Annotated in this window: 42 protein-coding genes and 1 pseudogene; all 43 read right to left on the bottom strand. The window is 43.1% G+C overall.

Annotation, left to right across the window (positions count from 1 at the left end; all coding sequences use genetic code 11):
* Positions 1 to 50: 50 nt before the first annotated feature.
* Positions 51 to 317: a hypothetical protein gene (locus tag AB1K91_RS05360; protein WP_413088751.1), complete on the bottom strand. Its 267-nt coding sequence runs from the start codon at positions 315 to 317 to the stop codon at positions 51 to 53.
* A gap of 57 nt (positions 318 to 374) precedes the next feature.
* Positions 375 to 1,631: an SGNH/GDSL hydrolase family protein gene (locus tag AB1K91_RS05355; protein WP_413088750.1), complete on the bottom strand. Its 1,257-nt coding sequence runs from the start codon at positions 1,629 to 1,631 to the stop codon at positions 375 to 377.
* 79 nt (positions 1,632 to 1,710) lie between these two features.
* Positions 1,711 to 4,071, bottom strand: a complete 2,361-nt coding sequence (locus AB1K91_RS05350; RefSeq protein ID WP_413088749.1) for a GDSL-type esterase/lipase family protein — start codon at positions 4,069 to 4,071, stop codon at positions 1,711 to 1,713.
* Positions 4,071 to 4,307, bottom strand: coding sequence for a hypothetical protein (locus AB1K91_RS05345; protein WP_413088748.1), 237 nt, complete (start codon positions 4,305 to 4,307; stop codon positions 4,071 to 4,073). The genes AB1K91_RS05350 and AB1K91_RS05345 overlap by 1 nt, the downstream gene beginning before the upstream one ends.
* Positions 4,307 to 6,115, bottom strand: a complete 1,809-nt coding sequence (locus AB1K91_RS05340; protein ID WP_413088747.1) for a phage tail protein — start codon at positions 6,113 to 6,115, stop codon at positions 4,307 to 4,309. The genes AB1K91_RS05345 and AB1K91_RS05340 overlap by 1 nt, the downstream gene beginning before the upstream one ends.
* Positions 6,116 to 6,120: 5 nt before the next feature.
* Positions 6,121 to 7,041 carry a phage tail domain-containing protein gene (locus tag AB1K91_RS05335; protein WP_413088746.1) on the bottom strand — a complete coding sequence of 307 codons (921 nt, stop codon included), beginning with the start codon at positions 7,039 to 7,041 and terminating at the stop codon, positions 6,121 to 6,123.
* A gap of 2 nt (positions 7,042 to 7,043) precedes the next feature.
* Entirely contained in the window at positions 7,044 to 9,734 is a 2,691-nt protein-coding gene (locus AB1K91_RS05330; protein WP_413088745.1) for a phage tail protein, read from the bottom strand.
* 4 nt (positions 9,735 to 9,738) lie between these two features.
* Entirely contained in the window at positions 9,739 to 9,999 is a 261-nt protein-coding gene (locus tag AB1K91_RS05325) for a hypothetical protein (RefSeq protein ID WP_413088744.1), read from the bottom strand.
* An 89-nt stretch (positions 10,000 to 10,088) separates the two neighbouring features.
* Complete coding sequence (locus AB1K91_RS05320) at positions 10,089 to 10,538, bottom strand: tail assembly chaperone (protein ID WP_413088743.1); 450 nt, start codon at positions 10,536 to 10,538, stop codon at positions 10,089 to 10,091.
* A gap of 60 nt (positions 10,539 to 10,598) precedes the next feature.
* Positions 10,599 to 11,111, bottom strand: coding sequence for a phage major tail protein, TP901-1 family (locus AB1K91_RS05315; protein ID WP_413088742.1), 513 nt, complete (start codon positions 11,109 to 11,111; stop codon positions 10,599 to 10,601).
* Between the two features lie 11 nt (positions 11,112 to 11,122).
* Positions 11,123 to 11,524, bottom strand: coding sequence for a DUF3168 domain-containing protein (locus AB1K91_RS05310; protein ID WP_413088741.1), 402 nt, complete (start codon positions 11,522 to 11,524; stop codon positions 11,123 to 11,125).
* Between the two features lie 4 nt (positions 11,525 to 11,528).
* Positions 11,529 to 11,924, bottom strand: a complete 396-nt coding sequence (locus AB1K91_RS05305; protein ID WP_413088740.1) for an HK97 gp10 family phage protein — start codon at positions 11,922 to 11,924, stop codon at positions 11,529 to 11,531.
* A gap of 22 nt (positions 11,925 to 11,946) precedes the next feature.
* Positions 11,947 to 12,300, bottom strand: coding sequence for a phage head closure protein (locus AB1K91_RS05300; RefSeq protein ID WP_413088739.1), 354 nt, complete (start codon positions 12,298 to 12,300; stop codon positions 11,947 to 11,949).
* A gap of 8 nt (positions 12,301 to 12,308) precedes the next feature.
* Positions 12,309 to 12,575 carry a hypothetical protein gene (locus AB1K91_RS05295; RefSeq protein WP_413088738.1) on the bottom strand — a complete coding sequence of 89 codons (267 nt, stop codon included), beginning with the start codon at positions 12,573 to 12,575 and terminating at the stop codon, positions 12,309 to 12,311.
* 12 nt (positions 12,576 to 12,587) lie between these two features.
* The gene (locus AB1K91_RS05290) at positions 12,588 to 12,908 is read right to left on the bottom strand and encodes a phage head-tail connector protein (RefSeq protein WP_413088737.1); all 321 of its coding nucleotides are present in this window, start codon (positions 12,906 to 12,908) and stop codon (positions 12,588 to 12,590) included.
* On the bottom strand, positions 12,850 to 13,158 hold the full coding sequence (locus AB1K91_RS05285) for a hypothetical protein (protein ID WP_413088736.1): 309 nt from the start codon (positions 13,156 to 13,158) through the stop codon (positions 12,850 to 12,852). The genes AB1K91_RS05290 and AB1K91_RS05285 overlap by 59 nt, the downstream gene beginning before the upstream one ends.
* Positions 13,155 to 13,562, bottom strand: coding sequence for a hypothetical protein (locus AB1K91_RS05280; RefSeq protein ID WP_413088735.1), 408 nt, complete (start codon positions 13,560 to 13,562; stop codon positions 13,155 to 13,157). The genes AB1K91_RS05285 and AB1K91_RS05280 overlap by 4 nt, the downstream gene beginning before the upstream one ends.
* 2 nt (positions 13,563 to 13,564) lie before the next feature.
* The gene (locus tag AB1K91_RS05275) at positions 13,565 to 14,485 is read right to left on the bottom strand and encodes a phage major capsid protein (RefSeq protein ID WP_413088734.1); all 921 of its coding nucleotides are present in this window, start codon (positions 14,483 to 14,485) and stop codon (positions 13,565 to 13,567) included.
* 13 nt (positions 14,486 to 14,498) lie between these two features.
* The gene (locus tag AB1K91_RS05270; RefSeq protein ID WP_413088733.1) at positions 14,499 to 15,077 is read right to left on the bottom strand and encodes a DUF4355 domain-containing protein; all 579 of its coding nucleotides are present in this window, start codon (positions 15,075 to 15,077) and stop codon (positions 14,499 to 14,501) included.
* Between the two features lie 270 nt (positions 15,078 to 15,347).
* Positions 15,348 to 15,617 (bottom strand): hypothetical protein, encoded by a 270-nt coding sequence (locus tag AB1K91_RS05265; RefSeq protein ID WP_413088732.1) that lies wholly within the window; start codon positions 15,615 to 15,617, stop codon positions 15,348 to 15,350.
* A gap of 4 nt (positions 15,618 to 15,621) precedes the next feature.
* Positions 15,622 to 15,753, bottom strand: coding sequence for a hypothetical protein (locus AB1K91_RS05260; protein WP_413088731.1), 132 nt, complete (start codon positions 15,751 to 15,753; stop codon positions 15,622 to 15,624).
* 1 nt (position 15,754) lies between these two features.
* Positions 15,755 to 16,672 carry a phage minor head protein gene (locus tag AB1K91_RS05255; protein WP_413088730.1) on the bottom strand — a complete coding sequence of 306 codons (918 nt, stop codon included), beginning with the start codon at positions 16,670 to 16,672 and terminating at the stop codon, positions 15,755 to 15,757.
* On the bottom strand, positions 16,647 to 18,053 hold the full coding sequence (locus AB1K91_RS05250; RefSeq protein WP_413088729.1) for a phage portal protein: 1,407 nt from the start codon (positions 18,051 to 18,053) through the stop codon (positions 16,647 to 16,649). The genes AB1K91_RS05255 and AB1K91_RS05250 overlap by 26 nt, the downstream gene beginning before the upstream one ends.
* Before the next feature lie 8 nt (positions 18,054 to 18,061).
* On the bottom strand, positions 18,062 to 19,282 hold the full coding sequence (locus tag AB1K91_RS05245) for a PBSX family phage terminase large subunit (RefSeq protein WP_413088833.1): 1,221 nt from the start codon (positions 19,280 to 19,282) through the stop codon (positions 18,062 to 18,064).
* Complete coding sequence (gene terS, locus AB1K91_RS05240; RefSeq protein ID WP_413088728.1) at positions 19,278 to 19,997, bottom strand: phage terminase small subunit; 720 nt, start codon at positions 19,995 to 19,997, stop codon at positions 19,278 to 19,280. Before terS ends, AB1K91_RS05245 begins: the two co-directional genes overlap by 5 nt.
* A 49-nt stretch (positions 19,998 to 20,046) precedes the next feature.
* Positions 20,047 to 20,214 carry a hypothetical protein gene (locus AB1K91_RS05235; protein WP_413088727.1) on the bottom strand — a complete coding sequence of 56 codons (168 nt, stop codon included), beginning with the start codon at positions 20,212 to 20,214 and terminating at the stop codon, positions 20,047 to 20,049.
* Between the two features lie 170 nt (positions 20,215 to 20,384).
* Complete coding sequence (locus AB1K91_RS05230) at positions 20,385 to 20,828, bottom strand: hypothetical protein (RefSeq protein WP_413088726.1); 444 nt, start codon at positions 20,826 to 20,828, stop codon at positions 20,385 to 20,387.
* 226 nt (positions 20,829 to 21,054) lie between these two features.
* Entirely contained in the window at positions 21,055 to 21,297 is a 243-nt protein-coding gene (locus AB1K91_RS05225) for a hypothetical protein (protein ID WP_413088725.1), read from the bottom strand.
* Between the two features lie 56 nt (positions 21,298 to 21,353).
* Positions 21,354 to 21,542, bottom strand: a complete 189-nt coding sequence (locus AB1K91_RS05220) for a hypothetical protein (protein WP_413088724.1) — start codon at positions 21,540 to 21,542, stop codon at positions 21,354 to 21,356.
* The gene (locus AB1K91_RS05215) at positions 21,542 to 21,748 is read right to left on the bottom strand and encodes a hypothetical protein (RefSeq protein WP_413088723.1); all 207 of its coding nucleotides are present in this window, start codon (positions 21,746 to 21,748) and stop codon (positions 21,542 to 21,544) included. Before AB1K91_RS05215 ends, AB1K91_RS05220 begins: the two co-directional genes overlap by 1 nt.
* Positions 21,748 to 22,170: a hypothetical protein gene (locus tag AB1K91_RS05210; RefSeq protein WP_413088722.1), complete on the bottom strand. Its 423-nt coding sequence runs from the start codon at positions 22,168 to 22,170 to the stop codon at positions 21,748 to 21,750. The genes AB1K91_RS05215 and AB1K91_RS05210 overlap by 1 nt, the downstream gene beginning before the upstream one ends.
* Position 22,171: 1 nt before the next feature.
* Positions 22,172 to 22,309 carry a hypothetical protein gene (locus tag AB1K91_RS05205; protein ID WP_413088721.1) on the bottom strand — a complete coding sequence of 46 codons (138 nt, stop codon included), beginning with the start codon at positions 22,307 to 22,309 and terminating at the stop codon, positions 22,172 to 22,174.
* Positions 22,310 to 22,564 carry a hypothetical protein gene (locus AB1K91_RS05200; protein WP_413088720.1) on the bottom strand — a complete coding sequence of 85 codons (255 nt, stop codon included), beginning with the start codon at positions 22,562 to 22,564 and terminating at the stop codon, positions 22,310 to 22,312.
* A 3-nt stretch (positions 22,565 to 22,567) separates the two neighbouring features.
* Positions 22,568 to 22,993: a RusA family crossover junction endodeoxyribonuclease gene (locus tag AB1K91_RS05195; RefSeq protein ID WP_413088719.1), complete on the bottom strand. Its 426-nt coding sequence runs from the start codon at positions 22,991 to 22,993 to the stop codon at positions 22,568 to 22,570.
* A 230-nt stretch (positions 22,994 to 23,223) separates the two neighbouring features.
* Positions 23,224 to 23,664: a hypothetical protein gene (locus AB1K91_RS05190; RefSeq protein WP_413088718.1), complete on the bottom strand. Its 441-nt coding sequence runs from the start codon at positions 23,662 to 23,664 to the stop codon at positions 23,224 to 23,226.
* A gap of 100 nt (positions 23,665 to 23,764) precedes the next feature.
* Positions 23,765 to 24,064, bottom strand: a pseudogene (locus AB1K91_RS05185) (nucleoside triphosphate pyrophosphohydrolase family protein); the annotation flags it as partial.
* The gene (locus AB1K91_RS05180; protein ID WP_413088717.1) at positions 24,061 to 24,258 is read right to left on the bottom strand and encodes a hypothetical protein; all 198 of its coding nucleotides are present in this window, start codon (positions 24,256 to 24,258) and stop codon (positions 24,061 to 24,063) included. The pseudogene AB1K91_RS05185 and the gene AB1K91_RS05180, both read right to left, overlap by 4 nt.
* Positions 24,259 to 24,372: 114 nt before the next feature.
* Entirely contained in the window at positions 24,373 to 24,816 is a 444-nt protein-coding gene (locus AB1K91_RS05175; protein ID WP_413088716.1) for a hypothetical protein, read from the bottom strand.
* Positions 24,813 to 25,031: a DUF3310 domain-containing protein gene (locus AB1K91_RS05170; protein WP_413088715.1), complete on the bottom strand. Its 219-nt coding sequence runs from the start codon at positions 25,029 to 25,031 to the stop codon at positions 24,813 to 24,815. The genes AB1K91_RS05175 and AB1K91_RS05170 overlap by 4 nt, the downstream gene beginning before the upstream one ends.
* Positions 25,028 to 25,294 carry a hypothetical protein gene (locus AB1K91_RS05165; RefSeq protein ID WP_413088714.1) on the bottom strand — a complete coding sequence of 89 codons (267 nt, stop codon included), beginning with the start codon at positions 25,292 to 25,294 and terminating at the stop codon, positions 25,028 to 25,030. Before AB1K91_RS05165 ends, AB1K91_RS05170 begins: the two co-directional genes overlap by 4 nt.
* Positions 25,295 to 25,376: 82 nt before the next feature.
* Positions 25,377 to 25,652 (bottom strand): hypothetical protein, encoded by a 276-nt coding sequence (locus AB1K91_RS05160; RefSeq protein ID WP_413088713.1) that lies wholly within the window; start codon positions 25,650 to 25,652, stop codon positions 25,377 to 25,379.
* The gene (locus tag AB1K91_RS05155; RefSeq protein WP_413088712.1) at positions 25,642 to 25,869 is read right to left on the bottom strand and encodes a hypothetical protein; all 228 of its coding nucleotides are present in this window, start codon (positions 25,867 to 25,869) and stop codon (positions 25,642 to 25,644) included. Before AB1K91_RS05155 ends, AB1K91_RS05160 begins: the two co-directional genes overlap by 11 nt.
* On the bottom strand, positions 25,866 to 26,039 hold the full coding sequence (locus AB1K91_RS05150) for a hypothetical protein (RefSeq protein ID WP_413088711.1): 174 nt from the start codon (positions 26,037 to 26,039) through the stop codon (positions 25,866 to 25,868). The genes AB1K91_RS05155 and AB1K91_RS05150 overlap by 4 nt, the downstream gene beginning before the upstream one ends.
* Positions 26,040 to 26,047 lie beyond the last annotated feature (8 nt).

Raw genomic sequence — 26,047 nt, 5'->3', positions numbered from 1 at the left:
TTCCCTTTCAGGCTGGTGGCAGCCAAGGGGCTTGACCCCTGGCGATTTTATTATGAAAACGTCGGTTCTCCTGCAACTAAATATTCAACCGTGTCTTTTGTATTTAAATCAGATATGGAAATTTGCATTACAGCTTTCTCTCCAGTTTTTGTGGTGACGATTACTTCATCTACTGTAAAGACATCAGGTTTGTTACGGGCGTCAGACACTCTCAAGATATAACAAGGTCGTCCATTATGTTTACCTAAATAAAACGTGGCGCTTCTGAATGTCATCTCTGTGTCGCCGTATTTAATTCTGCTAATTTCTTTTTTCATGTAAAAACCTCCTTTTCCGTCTTTATTCGACAGATTGGGAGGTTATTCCTTTCATAATCATTTCTTAGTATTTTCTCCAAAGAAAAATTCTTCCCCTAATTCATCTACTATTGCATCAGCGATGTTTTCTCCAGCGGCCTTAACCCCTTCAGAATCTGGGTGTACTGCATCAGAATAGGATATCTTCCATCCTTTAGTTGGAATAACATGAATATTATCATCCTTATAATCCTTAGCAACTTCCCTTATTTCGTTGGCAAATGATTGGTTAAAAGGTATTACCAAGAATATAGGTTTATCAGGAAATTTCTTTTTAGCTTTATCCACTAAATCTTTATAAGACTTGCTGAACTCTTTCGCAGTAATATCTTCCTTTTCCATATTCGCGTAATCATTAGTACCATGATTGATTACTACCAAATCTGGATTGTAATCATAATTATCTTCTAGCCCCTCCGCAAGGTAATCAATTGCCTCTAAAGCATTAGCCGTGTCCAACTCCCGCACTACTCCTGTTCCTCCAAAAGAGTTATTTATTACGCGACTATGAAGATAGTATCCTGTATAACTGATATATCCTTTCTCTCCCCTAGAACCGGCAGTTGTACCCTCGAACCCATCTTCTTTATCTTCTTTTGTCCAGTTGGCTTTACCAGCTGTAATACTATCACCCATTGCGTAAATAACACGTCCGTCAGGCTTTACTGGGGTTACTTCAGCACCTTTATCTAAATTAGTTCCTGCAAACAGTACACCTGCATCATCAGAAAAAGAGCCGTCATAAAGGCTTGATATGAATATTCTTATTATGTGGTCCTTTGACTTGTCTAAATCATTTGCAATCTCAATAGACGTATAACCTGGTTTCGGAAAGATTGTTTCCCATTTTTCTCCATCAATCTGATAAGATATCCTTGGCGGCGTGATTTTCCCTCCTGTTGTATCCATGAGTTTGGCAGTAACATTTTCGGTTCCGCTAACTTTAAAATATATCTCTTGAGACTGTTGTATTGCCAGCATTCCTTGTTCTCCGTTATAAGAAGAAGGGTACCAGCGACCAGAGAAATAATAATTATCCAGTCCCCAAGGGATGTCTTCAATGTAGTTCTCAGCTTCTACATATTTATTAACATCAAACGTTTCTTCTTCTTTGCTGTTTTCGGAAAGATCTAATGGCATTAAATCTTGAACATTAGGAGCTTCATAGTCGCTCTCGTTCGCAGATGATTCAATTTTATTATCATAATACACTTTTCCGATAATCACTAAAGTGGCCATGGCTAGAACAGACATAACAAAAGCAAAATATTTCATATTAGTTCATTTTCCCCCAATTATGTTAATGGCTTAATTATCTATCAAATCTAACCAAAAATAAATAGGGGGAAAACTATTAATTGAAAAATGCTGAGCCGAGCTTACTAATTAGTACTTCGGCTAGTTTTTGACCTGCCAAAGCACTTCCCGCTTCATCTGGGTGTAAGCCATCTGTATAGGTAATATTCCAACCTGCCGTTTCAATTACAGCACAAGCACCTTTATACTTATCTTCACTTGCCACAGCTCTAATCTCAGATGCGTAATACTGTCCAAAAGGAATCATCATAAATATAGGTACACCAGAATACTTCCGCATACATCTGTCCAAAAGTTTCCTATAATTATCTTTGAACTGATCTGCTGTAATTCCGTCAGATGCTTCGCTAAGCTTATCATTTGTACCGTGGTTAATAACGACGTAATCAGGATTATAGTTGTTTGTATCCTTTAAACCTTCTCTGAGATAGTCAATAGCCTTTACAGCATTCGCTGTGTTGAGTGATTTAACAATTCCTGTGCCCCCAAACGCATTCCTGACTACTCTTGAGTTAAGAATATCTCCCGCAACAGCAGCATAACCCAGCTCCGCTCGACTTCCTTTAATCGTTCCTGTGCCATTGCCACCTTCATCCTGGTAGTTAGCTCTACCGGCAGTGATACTATCTCCCATATAGAAGCCAGTCGTACCGTCTGGCTCAACAGCTTCAATAATTGCACCTTCATCTACCTCAAATCCCGCAAAGAATACGCCAGCATCCACCGAAAAGCTGTCATCAAACAAGCTACTTACCATTATTCGGATATAATGCTCATTGTCGTCTAGATTTGTAGCGATAGGAACACTAGTGTATCCGGGTTCATTGAGTACCGAAACCCATTCCCCACCATCCACTGAATACGATATTCGAGGAGGTATGATCTTTGCTCCTGTGGTATCCATCAATTTCGCGACAACTTTGCTAGTCCCATATACTTTTGCGTATATTTCCTGTCCTTGCTGAATAGTCATAACACCTTCGATACCGTTAAATGTCTTTGGATACCAACGACCAGATAAGAAGTAATTGTCCAATGAAGAGGGAAGAGATCTTACCTCCTGCTTAGCTATTTTGTAACGAGGAATCGGAAACTCGAATTGCTCAATAGAATTACCGATATCATCATCTTGTGATGCTATTCTAAATGGAGCTGACCTACCGAAAGTGGCTATCTGCTCCTTATCATTGTTAAACGGAGCAAAGTAGCAAATAATAGCGATATTGTTAAGTCCTGCTGTCACGTAATCAACTTTCACTTCGTTAGTATCCAAATTTACATATAGCATTCTGCTGAAATTATTTAATCCTGAGACATCTATGGCTGGAGGATCATTAATTTCCACAGACCTTATCGTAGCGTTTCTAAAATCATTGTAAGAAAGGGTCAGTTTGCTATCCGGAAAAGAAATTGTACCTTTTTCCCAATCGAATAATATTTCGGTATACGGGTCAACAGTTGCGAAGAACCTTTTCTGTATATTGAGATTCGTTGAATTTACAACAAAACCTGTATCGGTTCTCGAACTCGTTTTAACACTGAAAGCCTCTTTATTACCAAAAGCAATTAGCTGATTAATCGTATAATCAGGCTGAAACACAGCTAGAGATACAGCGTTTTCTCGTTCCGTATTCAATGACCCAACCTTTAGTGAGGGAGTTGATGGTATCGATAAATCTGCATAAAGCGTGTAAATCCAACCATTGAATGAGCTAATATCGATGTCGGCTAGATTGTTAACGCTAAAATAAATTATTCCTTTATCGTTTATTTCATCGTTATAGAAAACGGACAAACTTGAGCTGGTAAATGTAATTTTTTTTGTTGTCCAGTCGAAAACGACCTTATTGCTTCCAACAACGGTTCCGGTTACTCTTTTAGGAATCGATAGCTTATCCCTGGTAACAGAACTATCTTTCAGTTCAATCCCCTGATAAATTCCTGCATCTTTCCAAGAAGCTCCATCCCAGAAGTAAATATGACCTGCTTCTTCAGTGGCTGAGTCAGGCAAAACTAAAAATGTACCCGGAGCCCCTTTTGGGTATTGAGCAACTAAAGCAGCGTATGTGGAAAATACGCCGTCTGGAGAGCCATCGAGAATATTTGAAAGCATTGTATCGACGTAGGATTGATCTGCTTTAGTAGCAAGCTCAGAATCTCTTTTTATCCCTTCTGAATCCATTCGATCTCCAATAGTTAAATATGTTTCCCCTGTATAAGATGTTCTTGCCGCTATATTTTCAGGACTACTATCTCCTGCTTTAAGAATTAAGTTCTGTATCTGGCGATAAATTTGATAAGTAAAAGTGACATCTGCATTTAGGACATTACGTGTTTCTCGAAAATCATATCCTACAGCTCCAATTCCGTCCCTTACATTTTCTAAATAACTCGGCATTACGCATCACCTTCTTCGTTGTTTTTAGGAATTATTGCTTGTCCCTCTCCTTTTTCGTTAACTGCTACTTTGTACTGAAGGGCATCTGTTCCCAATTCATACGGCCAGCCAATCCATCCTAACCCTCTCTCATCTAATTCAGCACGCCATTCTTCACTGTCAAATACAGAAGTGATCCGGTTGTCTTCTGTTGCTATGATATCGCCTGTCTTTTTGTCAAAGATTATTACCGCCATTAGAAAGCCACCTCTTTGTATATGAAGTATCGGAAGGTTAGTTCTTTAGCTGGAAGTCCTGCAGCATAGTCGTTCGCTCTATGCACCCGAATATAAAGCCTGTTCGGGTCTGCTTCCGCTCGTACAAGGGATAAGAGATTCAGCCCTCCACTAGCTGAGCCAAGTATATGTCTTGGCAATACAAAGGACATTCCATTCTCATCCGGTTGTGTACTATCTCCCTGCATATAGCAACTGAACGCTGGCGTATAGCCAAGTCCGTGGTACACTGACAATGAAGCATAGTTATCGCCAGCCGCTGTATTCATCTGTACGACCCCGGTAGCCAGGATCTTGTGCATATTTGAGGTTCCGTCGATAATAACCGTACCAGCTTCACCTTTCACCTCGATCATTCCGTAATCGATTTTGATTCCGTTTGAGTTGATCACCACTCGGCGCGTCTTATCATCCTTATTAATCGCATACAAACCAGAACCATCCCAATAAAAATAATCGCCGTCGCCGACGATTTTAATGTTATTTGTATAGATGGAACCAGCTGTAAGTAACTCAGTTGCGATACCGTCAGCTGTGATAGCTAGTCGAGCTGTTTTGCCACCGTCCAAGCTGATAAGCAGCCCGGCACTGTTCAAAATGAGCATGTGATCTGGATTATCCTTAGTGCGAGCGACTATGCCATTTTCGTTATAATCGACCTGTGATTCTGTCTTGAATATTTGATTTGCAAGCCGTTGAAGCTCTCTATCCAGCGCTGAGAAAGGAATGGACTTGTTACCCTCCATGATATCCGTAATGTCCGCTATGGCTTTCTCCTGGCGTTTTTTCTGTTCTGTAAGGTTGGTGAAGTTGGATAGCGTCACATCACAGTCAATAACGTTTCCGGCAGCATCAAATACTTCCACAATCTCGACAATGCGTGTCCGAATCTTCAACCCCAACCTATCCTCAACCATTAGAACTGAATCGCCTTCTTTTGGGACGGCACGATTGTATCCAGCAGCACGCATATCTTCAAATTTGAAGGTGATTGCTATTTTCAAGCTATCATCTACCGCTTTTTTCGCCCGCTGATACAACGTATCGTAATTAGTCACCCGATCATCTGGCTCCCCAGAGTTAGCATGCCTGTATCCACCATTCGATAATGGATACATATCAGCCAATGGGCTTGTGTACTCTGCAACCAAACCATCTTTTCCTTCGAATCGCGCATAAGTTGAGAAATCCAGCGCATCTATCTGACGTTCGACTGACTCGATATTGAACTTGTGCCGGTACTGGTAATCAGTTTCGTTCCCAATCTTTGCTCGGAAGGTAATATGCATACCTGATTCTGTGAATTCAGCTCCGTATCTCTCCAATGCAGTAAAGAACAGTTCGGACCGGAAATCATTTCCAAAGTTTTCGAACTCCTGTGCTTTGAAGAAGTCGATAGTGCTGAAAGTATATCCAGAACCATCAAGAATGAAGTTCATCATCGCATCAAAGGTACGGGATCCGCTAAACGTTTCATATATCCGGTCATTTCTCAAATCGTCATATAACCTGTATATGGCATCTACTTGCCGGACATAGCTATTACCTTCTGTAGCATCAACAATCAGTGGAGCGATGTATTTCTCACCCATCCAGTCCACACGCCACATGTGAGACAACTTATCGAACCAATGAGCATTGGCAGGTGTCTTATGCAGGTCGAATGTGAGCGACTTTTCACCGTTAATACTTCGTTTTCGCCTCATTTGATCGAATCCAGTAAGGTTGTATGCTGTTGTTTCTAATGGATCGTATATTCTTCCAAGCATACCGACTACCTCCAATACCATTTGAAATCAAATTCTGTCTTACCAGCAGCATCTGCGCCGCTTATCGTTATCTCATTCCATCCTCTGGCTATTGTCAGGACATCTAGGTCAGTGTCGCCAGTAATGGAAGAATTGTTTTTATATGAATCTAGCTTATCCAGCCTGATAACATCTCCAGATTTGCTAGTGCCACTGTACTTCCATCGGGAACCGTTGGTCTTGTTCGTAAACGCAAGCCCGTTAGAAGCCCCTGTGTAACGTACAATGATATCCATAAAGTGAGGGTCAACTGTTTCAGTGCCGCCATTCCAGACTCTGACTGTTCCGTTACCTGTGAAGGTGTAAATCAAGTCATCTTGGAACTGACCACCTTGACCGGTTAACCAAATGTTATCTACTGCCGGGTCACCTGTTTCAGTTATGACAAATGGCTGTGTTGTTCGCGCAACACTTTCGCCGAATGGAAGGCCGTCTGTTACAAAGGAAAGGGAGGCTTTACCCCACTTGTTTGTCTGGTCGAAGCTGAATGCGCCGTCCCGGCGTACTAAGTACCGCTTACCATAGATAATTTCGCTGTTATTTCTGTCCAGTGGATCTCCATTCTGTTCACCAGGTACTTCAAATGCGTACATTTCACCATTTGAGCGTCCTTCATACAGATAAAAGGCATCCACATCGCCAAGCCAGTCAAATATTTCATCTCTGGCAAAAGGGAAGTCCAGCAAATCAACTGCACGCATAATAAAAGGAACAGCCACAGTCCTTGCTCCGTGGTCTGCTCCCTTTGAAATTGTCCCCGGTCGTCCTTGTAACTCACTTGTATAGCGACGAATGCCTGTGCTGGATATTTGAATATCTAAAGGGATAAGTCCGAAGTCGCTAAACTTCTTCCTCTCCCCGTTCAACTTTTCAATGAGAATGTCCATAATCAACCCCCTTTACGGGAAAATCCTTGTTGCAATCGTGTGTTTCTTGCGCTTTCAGTTTCCACCATTGATGTGATACCACGCTTATCAACGTTGTTAATCACATAAATTGGCTGCTCCGGCAACTCAAAATCATCCATCTGCGCCCCAAAGTCGTGCTGCACACGCCCGAAGTCGCTACTGGATAACGAGGTATCGAATGCCAGGGAAGTGCGCTGTGGTTCGATCATGGCAGCTTGTGCGAGTTTCATAGATGCTGCGTTCACTTTTGATTGCATCGCATCCATTCCGACGATCATACCTGCGCCGATATTCTTACCTACCATATTTTTCATCCATCGGGATGGTGAATGTATGTCTAAAGCACCGGTGATTTTATCTTTGATGCCACCTGCAATGTCAGTAACTGTATCCCATACAGCACTAGCCATGCTTTGGATACCGTTAATCAATCCATTGATGATATCCTTACCTATCTGAACAAGGTCGATGTCCTCAAAAGTGCTGACAATCGTATCCCAAATATCACTAGCTGTTTGCTTGATGGTATCCCAAGCACCTTCCCAATCACCTTGGATAAGAGACATAACAGTATTGATAATGCCAGATATCAAATCTATACCGATTTCTACAGCGCTTGAGATTAGCGCCCACGCTACTTCTACGACACCAGAAATGGCAGGCCATACGGTTTCAAATAAACCTTGTATAAAGCTTAGCGCCCCCTGGATAACTGACCATATCACGCCAGTTACCGTGCTGACTATTGTACTAATCGTATTCCAAGCTTTCTCAGCGACAGACATGATGAACTCGCCATGCTCATCCCAAAACTCTTTGATTCGGGTAACAATCTGCTGTATCCAACCCCATACCGTAGTTAGGACGGTCACTACTGTGTTGTACACCGCATCCCATATACGCTGCGCTGTTGCTCTGATGGATTCGTTGTTTTCATCCCACCATGCTACGATGGCGCCCCATACGGTCTGTATGAACGTTGAAACTGCTGTAATGATTGTCGTAAGGAATGATTGGATGTAATTCCATGCTGTTGTAACGCCATTTCTGAAGTTTTCATTTTCATTCCACAGCCTGATGAATACCGGGATCAGTAATCCCAGCGCAGCCACTGCAATCCCGATTGGTCCAGTAAGCACTGAAAGCACTCCACCAAGCAAAGGTATCTTTGATACTAGGTTAGTTATCGGACCTACCAATTTAACAAACCAGCCCCATAGCGTGGATATCGCCGTACTAATGAACGTTAGAACCGGCGATAAGATACCAGAAAGGAAAGTTCCTAATCCAGCAAATGCTGTTCGCAACGCTGCTATCCATGGAACAATAGCAATCAGAGCACCGACGATAACAGTCAAAGCTGCGATAATCTGTCCGATGATTGGATGCGACTGCATCATGCTATTCATCCATCCGATGAAGCCATTGGCGATATCTAGCAATTTAGCACCTAATGGAGCCAATGCTACACCTAGATTAATCATGAAAGTGATCAAGTTACCAACCAAGGCTATTACCTTCGGCGTTACCTCTGCGATGTATCCAAGGAACTGCTGGAATCCATCGTTACTTGCCAGGGAGGATGACCATTCTCTGAATTTAGCCATCATACCTTCCAGGTCAGTCATCATTGTTGCAGCAGTGCCGCTGAAACCAGCAAATGTATTGATGATACCGACAATCGCATCACCGACAATCGACTTTATCTTCGGCATGTTCTCGCTTACGTAGGAGACAAACGCTTGGAATTTATCGCTTTTACTCAGCTGTGCTGCCCATGTCGCGAATCCTTCTGACATATTCAAAAAGCCCTTAGCCGTCTCTTCTGCCAATGGGCCAAAGGCAACAGCCATGCTCATGAACCCTTGCGCAAAATTACCAATTGATTTACCGATTGTTTCGAGCATAGGTCCAGCCGATTTATTCAGATATTCAAAGAAATCTTTCATCGGTTTGGAATCTATAGACTTGGATAAGGAATCTACCAAGCTATTGACAGCATCCGCAGCAGATTTGAACATCGGGGTTGTTGCCTGAAGAACCTTGTTAGCGACCTGCATGGATTTAGTGAAGGCATCCAGTACTGGCTGTTCCAAGTCTTTCACGACGCCCTGCCAGGTTGACTTCATTTCCTCGAATGCATCACGTGCTGTCCTCTGTGCTGCTGTGAGTGTTTCTATATCTCCAAATACAGCCTTTATAGTAGGTGCCGCCGCGAAACCAAATGCTAGTGCAGCAGTGCCGGCCGCACCGAATGCTGTCGCAAGAGCGAATGCCGACCCACCAACTGTACCGATCATCACACCAAGATTACCAATCAATCCAATCACAGTGGATATAATCGGAACTAGCGTGGATGACATCATTACTCCAAGTCCACGGAATGTATTGGCTGATACTGTACCGAAAGCGTGAATGGTGTTGGCAATCCGGCTCATTACAGATTGGAATTTATTCACCCTCGCTTCTATTGGCACAACTACTTTATCCCGAGCAAGAGCTCTTGCCTTGGCTGACACCTGCGCCGCTTTGCGTAGGAACTCAGATATATCAGCACCAATCTGCTTGTCCGTCCCCATAGCAGTTCGTTTCACAGCAGCATCGACCTGTTTCATCTTTGCCTGAAACTCTTTTATACGCGCACCTATACGCGCCATAAACGACTCATGCATGGCGTCATCCCCCTTTCTTATTTGCTGTCTTGAAATACTCCCTCATGGCTGCTTTTGCTCGTCTGTGTTCCTCTAAAGAGATAACATCACGGCTCTTACGCCAGTTTTTAGCTCCTCGATCCAATCGCTTGCGAGCCTTGTCAGCATTGAACAGCTGCGTTTCTCGTACACGTTTCTGATTATTTGCCACACGGCCAAACATAGCAGCGCGAGCTTCCTTTTCATATTCGTCGATTTGCCTGTGTTGAGCGCCTTTTATCTTCAACCGGAACTCATGGGGAGTCCAGGAGAAGATAAGGTCGTTATCATAGACTTGCAGGTAGTGTGCTGCCTTCTCTATGACCTGATCTTCGTCTACGCTGTCATCGCTTCTCTGTTTTCTTTCATGTTTTGAACGTAAGCCCGAATCTGTTCCTTCTCCTTCTCGTCCGTCACGAAGTTTTCTGTTTTCTCCATGTCCTTCCAGAATTTCTTCGCTTGTGTTTTGAAAAAACCCGACTGGTCCATTGCGTTGAAGCAGTCTTTGAACAACTGTTCAGATTCGCCTTCTTCATCAATGCGCGCTTCCAAAGCTTCCTCGATTTTGAACAGCTTCGGGCGATTCTTCACTGAATTGAGCGCGCAATCCCAGAAACCGATAAGACCTTCATGATCGTATTGCAGCAACTTTTCGTAGATATTTGTAAGACCAGAAGACTTGTTACCTTCTTTGTCCTCTTTGAAATACTTTTCCTTAGCAAGTCTGTTGAAAGCGTAGTTTACCTTTGCTTCGTAATCGATTCCGTCAATGTTTAAAATTGGCATTCTGTATTCCTCCTGAATAATTAAGTATTAGAAAAAGCCAACCCGAAGGCTGGCTCTTGATTATGCTCCTGCAGCTGGTGGTTCTGTTCCTGTTTCTCCAGGGACCTCGAAGCCGTATTGACCGAAGTTAAGCATTTCATCCGGCAGTTTATCCAACTCGCCTTTTTGAGATTTACCGATAACCTGCAGCGTGGAAGAAAATTCCTCAAGGCCGTCACCAGAGCTATCTTTGTCGGTGTTTTCTACCAATGCATAAGCAAAAATGGCATCGTGCTTGCCATTCGCATTCAGGTCAGTGTTGATTTCCCAAATTTTGATTTGTCGCTCATTGTCCAATGCATCAGCAACAGCGTTTTGCCCTGCATCTGCTGGATCACGATATGCTGTGATTTCAAATGATTCAGATGTATTTCCGTATGCAAGGATACGTCCAAACTTCGTTTGCTCATCCAGCAACTCATTTTCTTTAGAATGAGTGTGTTCAGATAGTTCGCCGATTAGTTCACCGCCGTCACCGAGTGTTTTCGTAACGTCCTGAACTAGAATAATTGATTTCTTACCTGATCTAGCCATCTCATTACCTCCTAATTGTTAATTGTAAATTTGATACGCAGCACGCCATGCCTGGTCATGCCATCTATGTCATCAAATACTTGTAATTGGTCTAGCTTTTGCTCTATTAACTTGAACCCTTGTACTTGTAAAGGTGCTGTTGTAGCTCCTAAGCAAGCATTCAATATGTTGTAAGCTTCTGCCTTGCCACGATACTGCGACCACGCATGAATAACGACAGCCACTTCCTCGCCTTGCGTCGTCTTGGTGACAAAAGGCGTTACTGTCGGCTCGCCTATTCGTATATAAGGAAATGCCGTCCCTTCAGGCACATAATCAAAAACGCCTTTCACCAGACCCTTGACCGTAGGATCAGATGACAGGCGTTGGAACAATGTTGTCTGTAATGCTAATAAACTTGTACGTGTTGCCACCTGATCACCCCAGCCTTCTCATTTCTTTCAGGAAATACCGCCTGGCTTGATCTATAGATGGATTCCAAAACGGCTGTGCTTCCATACCGCGCGTCCAGACCCATCTGTTAAGCTTGTCCGACCAGTAGACCCATGGAGTTTTTCTTCCACTGTTATCCAAGGAATAAATTCCTGTTCCGTACTCCACGTACACGGCATAACTTGCTCCTACGCGTACTGTACAGGACATTCCATCGGTCGAACTATCAAAAGATATCGAGTTTTTGAGGTTACCACCATCGATTTCAGCTACCGGCGCAAGGGATACTGCTTGGTTGAACAATATCAGCCCGGTATTCTGGATGATCTCCCTTACCTGGTCGAGTATTTCATCCTTGAAGTTGCGTAATGCCCTTTCCAACAACTTATCACCAAACTGTATCCTACTCCTGGCCATCGCTAGCATTCCCTCTGCTGCATTCAATCATCATGATTTCATGCTGGCCGCCTTGGTCCATCGGTGCTGTCTTGATGGATAACAACTCATCGCCGTATTTAACACGCATAGAAGGCGTTATATCAGTCCGATAAGGGTAATAGACCTCGAAGTCGATAGGATTGCGTGTCTGCTCTGCCTGGGCTATCTCACGGCTTGATACAGGAGTGACAAGTGCTTCTGATGTGGCGTGGTCCTGCCATCCTCCTGGAATCCATCCTCCCATGCCGTCTGACTGGCTTTCTACCTCATGTTGGAAAGTAATCTCGTGAGGGAACTCGTCGTACGGACTGTAAAACATTTCATCACCTACTCTGCAGCTGATACTCCCGAATCAGCTTTAATCGCTTTGATCAGGTCGTCTTTCTTTGCTTCTGCGCTGTACTCGACGTTATTCTCATCGAGATACTTAGCAAGGTCTTCTTTTTTGACCTTTTTTAGCTGCGCTTCTGTTTTCGCCGTAAAATCTTCCTTAACAGGCTCTTTGTAAACCTCGACAATCTGATAGCCTACTGGAATCATAGATTTCTGCACAATCATGTAATTTTTACCGTTGGTTACACGTACTTTTTCCACCCGAATACCTCCTTACACGAATTTGAGACGCTTATAAGGCGCCAGGAGCTTCGTTATCGATGTTGGGAACTCTAATTCGTAAGAATAAGAGACATTTCCCATAGTTCTTGATTTAACGTTTGTCGGCTGCATATTATGCTGACACGCTTTAGCGACGAATATTTGAACCCCGCCCGGCAAATTCTCTTCACCAGTTATGGGGTCCAAAAATAGGTTGTTACATTTATGCTTAGCGAAATCTTCCACAAGTGGGATCATTATTCCGAAAAATTCATCATGCTTCGTCGTTTTGATTTGCAGTATCTTCTTGACTTCCTCCGTTGTCATCGCCATTATCGTCACCTTCTCCAGTGATAATGCTGATAAGCTCATCCTTAGTAGCCGAAGAATCAAATTCGATTTCCTCTTGTTTCAAAAATGATTTGATTTTTTCTTTGCCGATTTTGTTCAGTTCAGCAGCTGACTTGTCATAGAAATCAAGTTCTTCCGACTCCTGATAAGGTTTAAAGCCAAGAGGCGCATAAACAACGTTATACGCCTTCTCAGTCACTTCGATTTCTTTTCCATCTTTCACTATCTTCATGCTGTACCTCCTCCAGATGCAGCGATTTGACGCGCAATCTCGTCATGAATCATTTTTGCAGTGAATAAGCGTGGTGTGGTATCCGTTCCTGCTTCGAGCTGTGCAGCCGTTCCAGTTGCGACCGGTCCACTTGCACCAATTGCAGTGCGAGCCGCCGCCGCATCCTGAGCTGTTAGAATGCTTCTCCCTACTGTAGAAGCATCGCTTATTTGACTTGCAGTATGTGTATGAGTCGCTGGTGGGAATGAAGATGGCTTACCCGTTACGTCAGCCCAAGCAACACCGCTGCTTCCTCCGCTTATCGGTTGACCGTCTACAGTGATCTTCCCGCCATCCTCTACACTTAGCTCCCCTGTGACAACCCACTTGTTAGCTGTTTTGTAGTTTTTGGTAGTGTGTCCCATGATTACTCACCTGTAGCCGCAGGTGTAATTGCAGCAAATGCATCATCAGCCAATGTCATGAAACCGACTTGCTGCGTCACACGCAAGGCAACCATGTCTCGCTCGAATAGGTTGATTGGAACATTGTTTTCATCCACGACAGTAGTAAGTGTCGCATCTTCGGAAATTGCATATTCCATGCCTTGTGGGATACCGTAACGGGTGTAATCCCAATCAGCAGCCAACAATAGTGCTTTTTCGTAGTCCCATGATTTGGAGTCCACGTAGCCAATCGGCAAGCCAAGCGCCTGCTGTGTTGCTCCGGCAGTGGCATCGTTGAAGATAGGCAGACCATTGCCATCTTTTGTGCCACGAAGTTTTTGACGGAAACGACGAGTGGTAGTGAAACCATCAACGTCTTTGTCCGCATCCTCAACCAGAGCCATGATCCCGTTTAGCTCATCATAAAGGTTGCCAATAGAGTTCAATGCGACTGTGTTGCCGGATGTTTGGATTTTTTCAAATACAGATACCCCTGTTCCGAATGGGGAATTCACACCGAATAGTGCTGCCTGGTCGAATTTGATCGCGAATGCCTCTGCAATTGCTGGGCGCATTTGTTCAAAGAAGTTGCTCACGCTATAACGCAAGAATTCCTTAGATACAGGGATAATGACACCGAGCTTCTTGGAAACCATTTTCGCTGTGAGCCATTGCGCCTTAGAAGTTTGGATTCTTTCACCTTCACCAACCCAGTAAGCCCCAGGACCTGATGCCAGGTAAGTGAATTCTTTTTCTGGTTTCGTCATTTCTTCATACTTGGCTAGTTTTGTGACCGCCGATTGTGTCATGAATTCTTTTAGAACAAGGGTTCCTTGTTCAGATGGTACCTTTCCATTTACTGCATCTTGCATCAATACGTTTGCCGGGTTAAAAGTTGGCATTCAATTTTCCTCCTTATTTTCGAATACTTGCTTCTGCTGCAAGTGATCCGATATCCATTTTGGTTGTTTGTGTATTTCCGCCGCCGTTCTCAATCCGGCGACCGTTCTTATCGAATGTTTCATCCACACGGGCACTAACAGACGCTTCGTATTTCTCTTTCAACAAGTCCAGGTTCTTTATGGTGGAATCTTCATCCTCACCCAAGAAGAACGACACAACATCAGTTGGTAGACCGTTTTCAGAGGCATACGCCACCGCCTTATTCGTTAGTTTTTCACGCGCTGCAGCTTGTTTTTGATCTTCAAGCTCTTGACGAAGCTTCTCCAGCTCCAATTGTTCCGGTGTTTTATCCGGGTTACGCTTCTTGACTTCTGCATCAACCAGCTTTTCGAGGTTGTTTTCCTTCCAAGTGGTCAATCCTTTAGTAAAATTGCTATCCAAACGTGGTTGCAGTAGCTTTCGTCCTTCCTCTGTATCCAGGAACCCTTCCACATCCTGAGCAGTTGGCTGTCTAAGTTCTCCTAGGTATGATTGAACGTCTGCATTGTCTTTGTTCTGATCGAAAAACGCTTTGATTTCTTCCAATGTCATATAAATTCTCCTTTCGCCCTCTGCTGTACTCGCCAGTATGAGTGCATAAAAAATAAGCCTATAACGCTGTACTTAAGCGACTATTTAACGCATAGCTGCGAGATATGTGATCACCTCCGGCTTTTCTCCGCATTCAACAAGTCTTCGTGTACGGAGACAGCCAACCATAGTTTGTAAAGCTCACTTGTCGAGATAAATAGAGACACTGTTTGACCCTTTAGTTTTCGACGATATTGCTTTTCAAACTGCTCAAACGTAACAGCCACGGCATCACCCCTTTGCTTCTTTCTGTTTCTGTTCATATACAGCTTGTAGAGCGATTAGAGCATCAGTTTCGATGTCTATGTCATCAGGATAAAAGCTAACTGTAGCTTCAGCAAATCCATCTGGTATTAACTTCAACTTTAACTCAGTCATAAGATCAATCTCTCGACCATCAATGCTGGTTTCCAGGTCTCTCCACGTTGGAACATACAAGCCATCGTACTCGTCTTTTCGTTTTCGACCTTCTTCGTTAAGCTTGATTACCAATTTAGCCATAATATCACCCCTTTTTCATTTGTTCTTTTATCGCCTGACTTATCTGCTTACTGATATTTCCTAACTCAAACCTTTCTGCCATTCGATTTGCATCTTTTGACACTACTGCGATCATTTCTTTCGTTATCTTCCCCATGCTATCCCGCCTTTCCGAGCGTCTTCTCCCAGTCTTCATACGACTGATAAGGTATCACAACGTTCTTACCTTCCACTCTCGCACGCCTCACCTCTGGATACTCACCATTTACCAGATAGATCACTGAGCATCTGCAGTTCACGTCTTGGGATGCATTGAAAAACAGATGCGGGCCCTTTGCTTTCAAACCTTGATGATGAAAATATCCATCCTTGTCCGCTTTCCGCCCGTCGAGCTTGCGATGAGATGATCTTGTGCGCTCATCTAGCGTTGCACTCCAAACCTTATCCAGCTTGGCGAACTTAGAAGCCTGCTCACCGCTTGCAATCCTAGCCTCCGAGCGTACACGACCAGCCTCAGTTCTAGCCACTCTACGAGCCTTGGCACGGCTGAAATCGACCACCTTCGTGATGCGCTTTGCCATCCGCGAGTAATCCTCACCAGCCAATAATGACTGGGATATTTCGATATTGATATCACGCACAATCTGATTTCGATGTTCCTTCATGATTTCCGGTAGTGTGAGCTTCGGGATAGGATTACGAATAGCAGCCTTAATCAGCTTGGCACTTGGCACTGTGAACCCCATTGATATCTGCGCTTCATATTCGTAAAGAAAGGCACTTCGCAAATAATTTTCCAGAAAAGTGTTTTCCATCAATTCTTGGATCATTGGCATGATGTACTTATAATGATCTGTCATCTGTTCTGTAATTAGCGCCATTTCCTCAGCGAATCTGTTGTATTTATTCAGTTCAGTGATACTCAATTCACCGTTTTTAGAATACTTTTCATACATCGCAGCAATCTGTGCCAAAATATCCTTCAAACGCTCCGCAAACGCCTTGTCCAGGTTCTTTTCAGCTTCGACAATCATTCGATCTAGGAGTTTATCAATCTCCTTCTGCGTCCGCGTCATAATCATCACCCTCTATCGGGTACTGGTTGTTTAGGTATTCGTCGCGTTCCTCTTGTTCTCGCTTCATTTCAGCCAGCTCATAATCCACATCGTCGATGAATGAAGCAGTAGCAAGTCGTGTCTTCTCACTTACCACACCCTGAAGCGTAGCCAATACTTGCGCTTCTTCCACTGTGTTAACCGGCAGATTACGTTTGAATTGAAACCAGACCTTTAAGAAATCGTCTGCGCCAATGAATGAATGCCTTTTCCTCCACGCAGAAAAGATGACCTTTGCCTGGTATCGCAGTGCAGCAGTCATCTTCCGTTCCATCGTTATGCATTTGTTTTCGAGCGCCATGATTTTGAATTTCATTGCTACGCCTGATATATTCCCGGCGAAGCTTTCATCTGTGAAGTTCACTGATTTAGCAAACCGTAGGATATTGGCTTCTAACCGATCTAAGTGGTGCTCAATCAGCGCGTCGTTTATGTCCTTAGTGAGATAAGAAACGTCGTCCTTCTCGTCAAACAGCTGCATGATCCCTGTCTGCTTAAGCTCTTGCAGTGTTTCCTCGTCTGCTCCCAAGCCTTTTAGGATAAGATAAGCCAGCCTGTATTGCTCGATCTCGTTACTCGCATCAGATAGGGTTCGATCATACGCGTCAATTAGCTGGTAAACCTTTTCGGCGTCACCCATGAGCTCCTCATTGTTCGGTAATCCGAATAGAGGACAGTAATCGAACAGGTGAGGTTGTTCTTTTTGCAATCCGAAGTTACCATTTTCCGGCGTATCGAAGAAATAAATGTTCTTGCTGTCGTAAAACTCGGCTTTCAATTGATTTCTGTACCCATAATAGTACCTAAGCGCAAATTCCGGCTCTGTCATACCCTCGTCGCCAAAGAATACAGTCTCCCAAGGGTCTATGTTCCTTATTCTCTCATTCTTCTCTGTGTCGATGTATGCAAGCCTGGAACTATAGCCACATATTGCAGCTTTCTTGCCCCATTCACTGTCAGAATCCTCTACATGGTTCCGAAGATTGAATTTATTGAGCATTTCTTGAAGTTCGGATGATTCACCCGGTTCGCTGCCATCATCTACTTGATACGTGATAGGATGACCGAACATGTAACCCTGCTTCGTATCGACTATATCGGAATCGAATGAGTTGTTCAGCGTGTTATTTACCTTGTTATCAAGACGTTTAATCGCGCCAGTCTCGAAGTCCTCATAATCGACAGCTTGCCTGTTGAATATTGGTACACCATCGATAGCAGCCTTGTATCGCTGATAAAAGCTCAACATCCGGTCATGGTCCGCCTTGTGATCATCGATAATCTTACTGATCAGCGCAGCATCCGGTGTTCCTTCTCTTAGTCTTTCCAAGTACTTATTCATCGTATCACCTACCTTTTTTTACCTTTAATGATTTTATACTTCAAATGCGTATATATCGCATATCTAATCGAATCAAGTACATCATCATTTTCTTTTTTTGGTTCACCAGATTTTTCGTCCCAGATGTATTTGTAAATCTCTTCTCTGAAACGATGCGCAATATCATACACGACAAAAAAGCGCTGATTCTTAATCAATCGCGCTACTTCTTCAATACCGGACAAAACACTTTTATCAGCATTTAACGCTCTTATTCTTTCTTTTCTGAACCTCATAACATGCTCTGGTCGAGCTGTATCACAATAAAAGTTGATGTTACCGTATCGGCTTTTAATACCCTTAGCAACCTCAACCCAATAATCGATTTCCTCATGCTGTTTCGCATGTTCTTCAATCATGTAATAGTTGCCGTTCCCATCAGTACCAATCACTATTATGGATCCATAGTGTTGATAACCCCAGTCAACGCCAGCAAAATATGATGACAAATTCAGTTGACCAGCTTCTTCTCGGTTAATGAAGTGTATATCTTTGTTGAAGTCTGCATATACAACTCCGTCACCGCTTACCCACATCCCTTTGATGTTCCTGTCATAAAACATCCCGGATGGAGTAGAGGCCTTGATATTGCGTATATAGCGCTCGGACAAGAACGTGTTGTCATCCAGCTGGAATGAGAAGTCGATAATGCTATCATCTTCATTCTCAATGTAATCCTTCAATAGCCAATGCTCCGGGTGATCGGGGTTAGTATCCACTACGATACGCGCTCCTTCACCAGAACAGCGCGACTTTATCTCATCAAAGACTTCTTCATTAGCAAGTGATCCTTCGTTTATATATGCCCCGAATGCCGTCATACCCCGAATCTTATCCAGATGAGATATTGTTGAATGACCTGCTTGTATTACATAAACGCCAAATAAGGTGAAATTGTTATGCTTATCGAAGCTAAAGGTGATCCCGTATTTATTTGTGAGCTCATTTAGGATGTTGTTCTGTATTGTCCCCAACGTTGCTCCGGATAATATATACATCGGCCTGTCTATATTCAAGTCACTTGCTATTTCTCTCACTCGTATAAGCTCCTGAAGGAACAAATCATTGTCCAGCACTGTTTTACCCGACCTCTTCGCTCCATGATTTATTAGCATGAACCAATCATCGTTGACACAGCGCCTGTATATTTCCTGCTGTTTCTTCGTGTAGATTTTATCCAAATCTTTAATCACGGAACGCACCACCTAAAGCAGTGAAGTATTCCTTCAGCTTATCTTCTGTTTTGTTGTCAGGTGAATTTCCTTTTTCAATTTTGACAATCTCGGCTTTGGTTTTCTCAATTCCCACCTGCATCTGCTCCAACTTAAGCTTACGCGCATCATCTTCATGCGCCATATCGTTGAATTGCTTTATAGATGTCCTGAGCTCTGATATAGCTCTTGATTGCGCTGTAAGGAACGTCGCTTGTCTATCCCATGCAAACTGTATTTCATACTTATCAGCACCGGAATCACCGAAACCGAACTGACTCTGTTCTTTCGCTAAATCATCCTTATCCTCAACCCACATAATCTTTTGCGAACGAATGATAGCAGCATATTGAATCTGTATCTGATCCCACAGTAAATCAACCGGATTCCTGTCCTCAATCATTCCCATGATCTCTAATGTTTCCTTCGGCATATATCGCGAGAACAATCCGTGTTTCATTGCTGCGCTGTTCCGTTCTGTGAATTGATTCTTCGGATTAGGGTTTCCACTGCGTTTCTTTTGTTCCTTGCGTTTTTTAGGGGATGCAACCTTCACTTGGGTTGCATCCCTTTCCCATCCTTCACGACTCTTCCTGCTCTTTAATGTTCCGAGCTTTATATCGTGTTTGTCAGCCAATGCTTTTAGTGTAATGTCACTCGTCTCGTATTCTCGTTTTATCTCATCCCAGTTCATTTACATCACCACCAGCACCTCCGCTATTTAATCGCATGAAAAAAGACGCCTAATCAGCGTCCTGTAATCTTCTATCCAACTCATCTAACTGTTCAGCAGTCAATACGACCATCTGTGGTTGATCCTTGCCATTCTCGTCTGTAAAGCGGAAGTTTAATATTGCAGTCTCATTTTCTTCGTCAATGCTTATGATTTCGCATCCAATAGTAACTTGCATATCATCACTCCTTTACACCATCGTAGCAAGGAATTTTGTAGATAAATGCTATCGAAAATACACAAAAAGACACTCGATGTGAGTGCCTCTAACGATCTCTCGGGCTAGGGGAGTGTCCGCCTCGCCGTCCTCACCTTCCAGTATACAGAATTTTTTCTTAGAAAAATAATTTATGCATTCTGTTCCATTTGTACCATTTGTTCCACCTGTACACTCATATAAATCTCGTTAACTATGATGTCTTTGCGTCGTTTAACTGCTGTCAGGCTCATATTAAGCTGAGAAGCTATCTCTCGTAGTGTCAGACCGTTTAAAACTCCATCTAAGACTAATTGGTCTTTCATTCCCTTAACCGCCTTAGAATGCTTCTGAATCATCCGTACTTTATCCTGCAGCTTCTTGTTGTTCTTATCGAATCGTTCTATGCGTAGCATTTCCTGATAGATTGGATCGGATGGATCTCCCTGTGGTTTCGGTAAAGTGGCTTCAATGCCCCATTTAGCAACGAGTCCCTGGCTCCCATTCAGTGATTCCTTGCGCCGTTCGATAAGCACGTTCATCATCCAGCGATAGTCATCGATAGCTTCATGAATGTCGTGTTTGCTTACTCTCATTCCAACCAGCCCCTATCATCATCAATTGTTTAGCATATCTGCTGCACTTGATTGGCTCCTGCGACGGCTTCCCTTTGTCCCTGCGATACTGGTTTTCTACGAATTTTATTTTGTGTATCATCTTCATCACAATTGCTCCCCTTTTAGATAAATAAAAAAGGCACAAACCAAATGCTCCCTTTAGGATTTGGTTTGTGCCCTGCGTTCTTCGCTCAGGCTTATTCAGTTAAAAGCGCTGTTTATCAGACTTGGTTATGTCAAAAGGTTGTCCATCCTTAAAGCAGATATTGTAATTTCCAAACCCGCTTTCCGGAGGAAATACTGCTTTAATATCTCCTGCAACCACCGTATAAATCATTCCATCTACCAATGGGACTTCCGCCACCATCCGACCAGAATCAATTTCGATGTTTCCCTTTATCATATCTTCTGCAGTAGGCATTAGATCAGGCTTTCTAGCTGTATTCATTATACCACATCTCCCTTAAAATATGGTGCATAATCTGGTAAAGATGGACTATTTTTCTACATGTATTGAAAGTTTGTTATCACGACATTTTTCAGGTCGTTTTCCTCTTCGATGAATTCCTCAATTTCTTTCAAATGCGTTTCACTCATGCGTCGCTTGTTGGTTCTAAGTGTGCTTCTTCCTACGCCTGAGCCATCCTTGCTGTCGCATTGGTAGACAACCAATACCGAGTACCTTTTATCCATCACTGACACCCCTCGCACTCGTAATATCTACCAGAGCTAAAATCACCCTTAGCAATCAACGTCAACTCAACATCCATTTCATTTACATCTTCAAAGTCTGCGATAGCTGCCGTTGCTCTCAACACTGCTTGTCCATCGCTATCTGCCTGTACAGTACGCTCTCCACCGTCACCGTCCGGCAGCTTGTATGCGAATTTATAGTCCATTACAGTTCCCCCATTTCTTTTGCTTGTTGTAGCTGTTTTTCCGTAATTTCTAATTTGACCGGATCATACATTTCCAGCCATCCATCTACGTCGAAGCTAACCATTGCATCATCACCAAAGTTATCTTTCATAAACTGTTTGTACTTTCGGGATGATTCTAAAAGCTGTTCGATGTCTGCCTGGTCTGGTTTAGATAAATCTTCACGCCATACAAGATAGGCGCAACCGATATCTCTGAGCGTCACATCTAAATCCTCATCCGACCAATCCCCTGCATCCATAGATGCTGCCAAATAACGATTATCTTTATTTTTATTTTTGAACGCGATAACTGGTATAAGTTTGGTTAAACCTGTTGAGAACACCTTATCGTTCTTCTTTCCGAAATCAACGCCAGCAATGTAAGTATCTTTTTTACTCATCTCATTTCCTCCCCTTCTTCATCGCGTATTCCACACCGTCTATCTTCACCACAGTAGGCTTGCCTTTCTTCACCTTCACCACTTCTGCAAATACCGCTATACGCTGTCCCTTTTCGAGTAATAGTGGATCGTTAGCCATTTACACAACCCCCTCCGTCAATCTCTGTCGCAGCTCCTCAAACCATTCCTTGTCGTTTATATCCACTGCGTAACGCATGAGCATGTATATCTGGTTGTTATCCAAGGTTGAAGTCATCGGCACTACGATTTCTTTCACTAAGCAGCTAATGGAGCCATCTACGTTGTAAATGTTAATGTGTGTACTTGAGACATGATCAACGTAACCAACTTTGCCTGTCGCTCTGTTTTGCACCCAATCTTGGACTCGGAACATGTTTTACGCCCCCACTTCCTCCAGAGTGTAGACTTCCACTTCTATCCTCGGCTTGTCCGAATAGTATTTAGATACAGAGGTATCAACTATGATGCTGTCGTCACGCCATATAACACCTGACAGAGCATCTTTCACGCCCTTTAAATAATTATCTGTATCTGGCTTGGTAATCGGTCTTAGAACGCCTGTTATGGCTTCCTGTGTCTTTTTCTTGCTGAATGACTTAGGTATAGGACGGAATACCTTCACGATTAGATGCAATGGCTCGTCCAGTAACTGTGCCGGCGCATATTGTGCAGCTGCCAGCTTTACATATTGCTTGTATTCCTTGGACTTTTTCGGATCTCGCATTGTTATCTTACCGTTGTATGCTGATGCTCTGGGGCGACCTTGAGCGACAGGATCTCCGAGGACTTGGAATTTAATCATTAGACCATCCTCACCCATTCTTGAGTATTGTCACAAGCTGCATAGCAATCATTGCAAAGGTAAATACTCCGATAAGTTATTTCTCTACCACGCTTGTCTTCTGCTTGTGTATTAAAGTGAATATTAGTCCCTTTGCAGTAAGGGCAAGAGATAATGACGCCGTTCTTTTGTTCCTTCAAGTACCACCGGAACAATCGTACTTTCTTCCAAAACGTTAGTTTCTCACTCATTCACCCAGCCACCCTTTCGCTCTCAACCTTCACCCACTGTAAGCACACACCACATTGATGCTCTGTTGCTTTCTTCTTCACACGCTGTTTGCTATCCCGATAATCATTCTCCTCGCCACATTCACAATGCCATTTGTTTGGATCGTGTTTCTGTTCACTGGATCGATGAACAACCTCCCGTTTACCATGTAGCTGCCGCACCCTCGTTGTTGGTGCCATATTCAACAGCATCATATTCTTCGTCGGTGTATATGTTTGTTTGATGCTCATGTTCACTCCGGTTACTGGGCTGATGTACAAGCGAAGATTACTCAAATCTTGCAATGAATTCCCCTTATGAATCACTTTGCAGTCAGATAGCTTCTCGTTCACCAGAATCACAGTTTCATAATGTTCTGAAACTATACGTTTTGCTGTTTCCAGATCCATTGCTTTTGCCATGTTTATCGCTCCCTTTTTAGTAGCCGTTCTCCCGCTTATATCTAGCGAAATGATAATCATCGACACCATCTGAATTAGATACATTTTCCTCGCGATTGATACTAGCTTCGCTGCTGAAACCCTCCGGATATCGCTTTTTCAGCTTTTCAATATTCGCTTGAGCTACATCCCCTAAATCAATGCCAGCTTGTGTAGCAATTTGAGTTAAATACCAAAGTGTATCACCCAACTCTTTCTTAACTTCATCAGTTGATACATCATGACCATGAAACTGGCTTTTCTTAATCAGATCAGCGACTTCCCCTGCTTCGCCAGCTATACCTAGTCCATAATTGATTAATGCGTGTTCATGTGGATTGGCAGTACGCGCCGACAACTCCTGGTACTCTTTGAAATTCATCCCTGCCCCTCCAATACTTCAAACTCCCCAAAGACTTTCTCTTTCACAGTTAGGAAATAGTTCAAGGATCCCTGATCAGATGCCAGAGTCATATAATCACTTTTCTCAACCACCTCGTACACTTCACCTTTCGTCCATGTGTGTACGTCAACTTGCAAGTCATCCTTCGCCTTTACCTGATATGTTTTGTTCATCCCTGCTCCCCCTGATCTGCTTTTTCAAGCTTGTTTATTTTTGCGTCCCCTTCGAGTATCTTGATCGTGAACCAGAATACGGCTATTGCTACGGCTCCCAGTATGATCATCCCTTCATCTCCCCTTGTATTCTGAAATTTCTTTAATAAAATAGTCCTCTTCTTCTAAATCATCGAAAAATTCATTTAGGCTCATTTCCCCAAGAAAGTTTGGTACATCACCATTCAAATAAGTATCAACTGTATAGTGATAAGCTTTTATCGTGTCACCTTCTATAAAAGTTCTGTAACTTAACGGATCTGCAATTTTATCTTTTTTATATAAGTGAGCAAACACTTCACCTAGAGTCATGATGTACATGCTGGCTTCATCTGGATCGTACAGTGCAAACATTCTTTCATTTGCTTTAAAATCGGTTTTTGATTCCATGATTTCAACAATAAAATTCCATTCCGCCAGATTCAATATAACCTTGTTATTAAAGGTATCTTTTTCAAGTTGGCTATTCACTTCCTTGTAAATTTGATTTTTCTTAATATAATTGCGGTTTTCTATCATTTTTTTATCTCCCCTTCTGCATGTTCCAGCAGCATCTGTGCATAGCGTGCCAGCTTCTTGTAATCCTCCACGCCGTTCTTCTTATTCGCCCGAGTTGCATATTTGATGATGTTACCTAACAGGAACCCTTCTAGTTGTTCGTGTGTATAGTGTTGTTTCATGTATGATATTGGGTCCGTGGTTCCTGTTCCGTAGTAGGTTGGTGTGTCACTCATCCGCTCTCCTCCAAATAATCGAATATGGTTGTCTGCTGCATTGAAAATGGTTCAAGCAAATGATCATCCAGCTTTTTATGATCTAAATCAGTCAGCCTGTCTATGGATTTTTCTGTTTTCAGATTATTAGCTTGTCTATGCGCCCAAATCATGTATCTATATAGCTCGATTTCCTCTCCAATTTTTACATTGTGATGGTGGAGAAAAGCCATAAACCTGGGCTGAGTTACTTCAGAATCAAAGTGTTCTACGGTTACGATCACTCTCTCCACTCTCCTGTCGTAAGCCATAAAATAATAAACAATGCTGTCGGTATCGTGATGACTATGATCCAATCCATGATTGTCAATGCACTGTCGCTATCGGCCGCTCCAACTTCTGCGCCATCGCCAGATGTAATAATGCAACCATGACTTCTGGGTAATAACGCTTCACACATTTACTGATTTGCATTGGCGTGTATCCTTCGTTATGCATCCGAGCGATGCAATCAAGCTTGTCCGTTTCGATTGCAAACTCCAATCCTTCCAGCATGATTGTCCAGTGTCCAGGTTCTTCTATTGGCAGAATGTATCTGTCGCTTGCTTTCTCCCGTCTGAATACGGATGCTTCAGCTGGCATCGTTAGCCACCTCTTTCAAGCTATCAACATCAATCTTCTGCAGATACGCAGTGTCAAAGGATCCACTAAAATCCTCTAGCATTACAACTGTGTGCTTGTGATTAGGGTGATGCTTAAACTCGTTTGACCTACAAACCCAGATTCTCCCGAAATTATCCGGATCTTCCGCTTCGATACATGTATGCATTACAACCAAATCACCTTTTTTTAATTTCATACCGCTTGCTCCTCCCTCATAACAGCCAGCAACCGCTGCATCTGTCTTTCAATCCTGGCACTCAATTCTTCCGGCGTTGCTCTCCTGCAGCCATTGGGGCAACCGTGGAACTCTGTGATGCAGCCCCACTGGTTGCGAATGACTCCCTTTCCGTTGCATTGGTTACACATTCGAACCT

It is taken from the genome of Terribacillus jepli (assembly GCF_047228925.1).
Lineage (GTDB): Bacteria > Bacillota > Bacilli > Bacillales > Amphibacillaceae > Terribacillus.
This window is presented reverse-complemented; position numbering and strand designations above follow the sequence as displayed.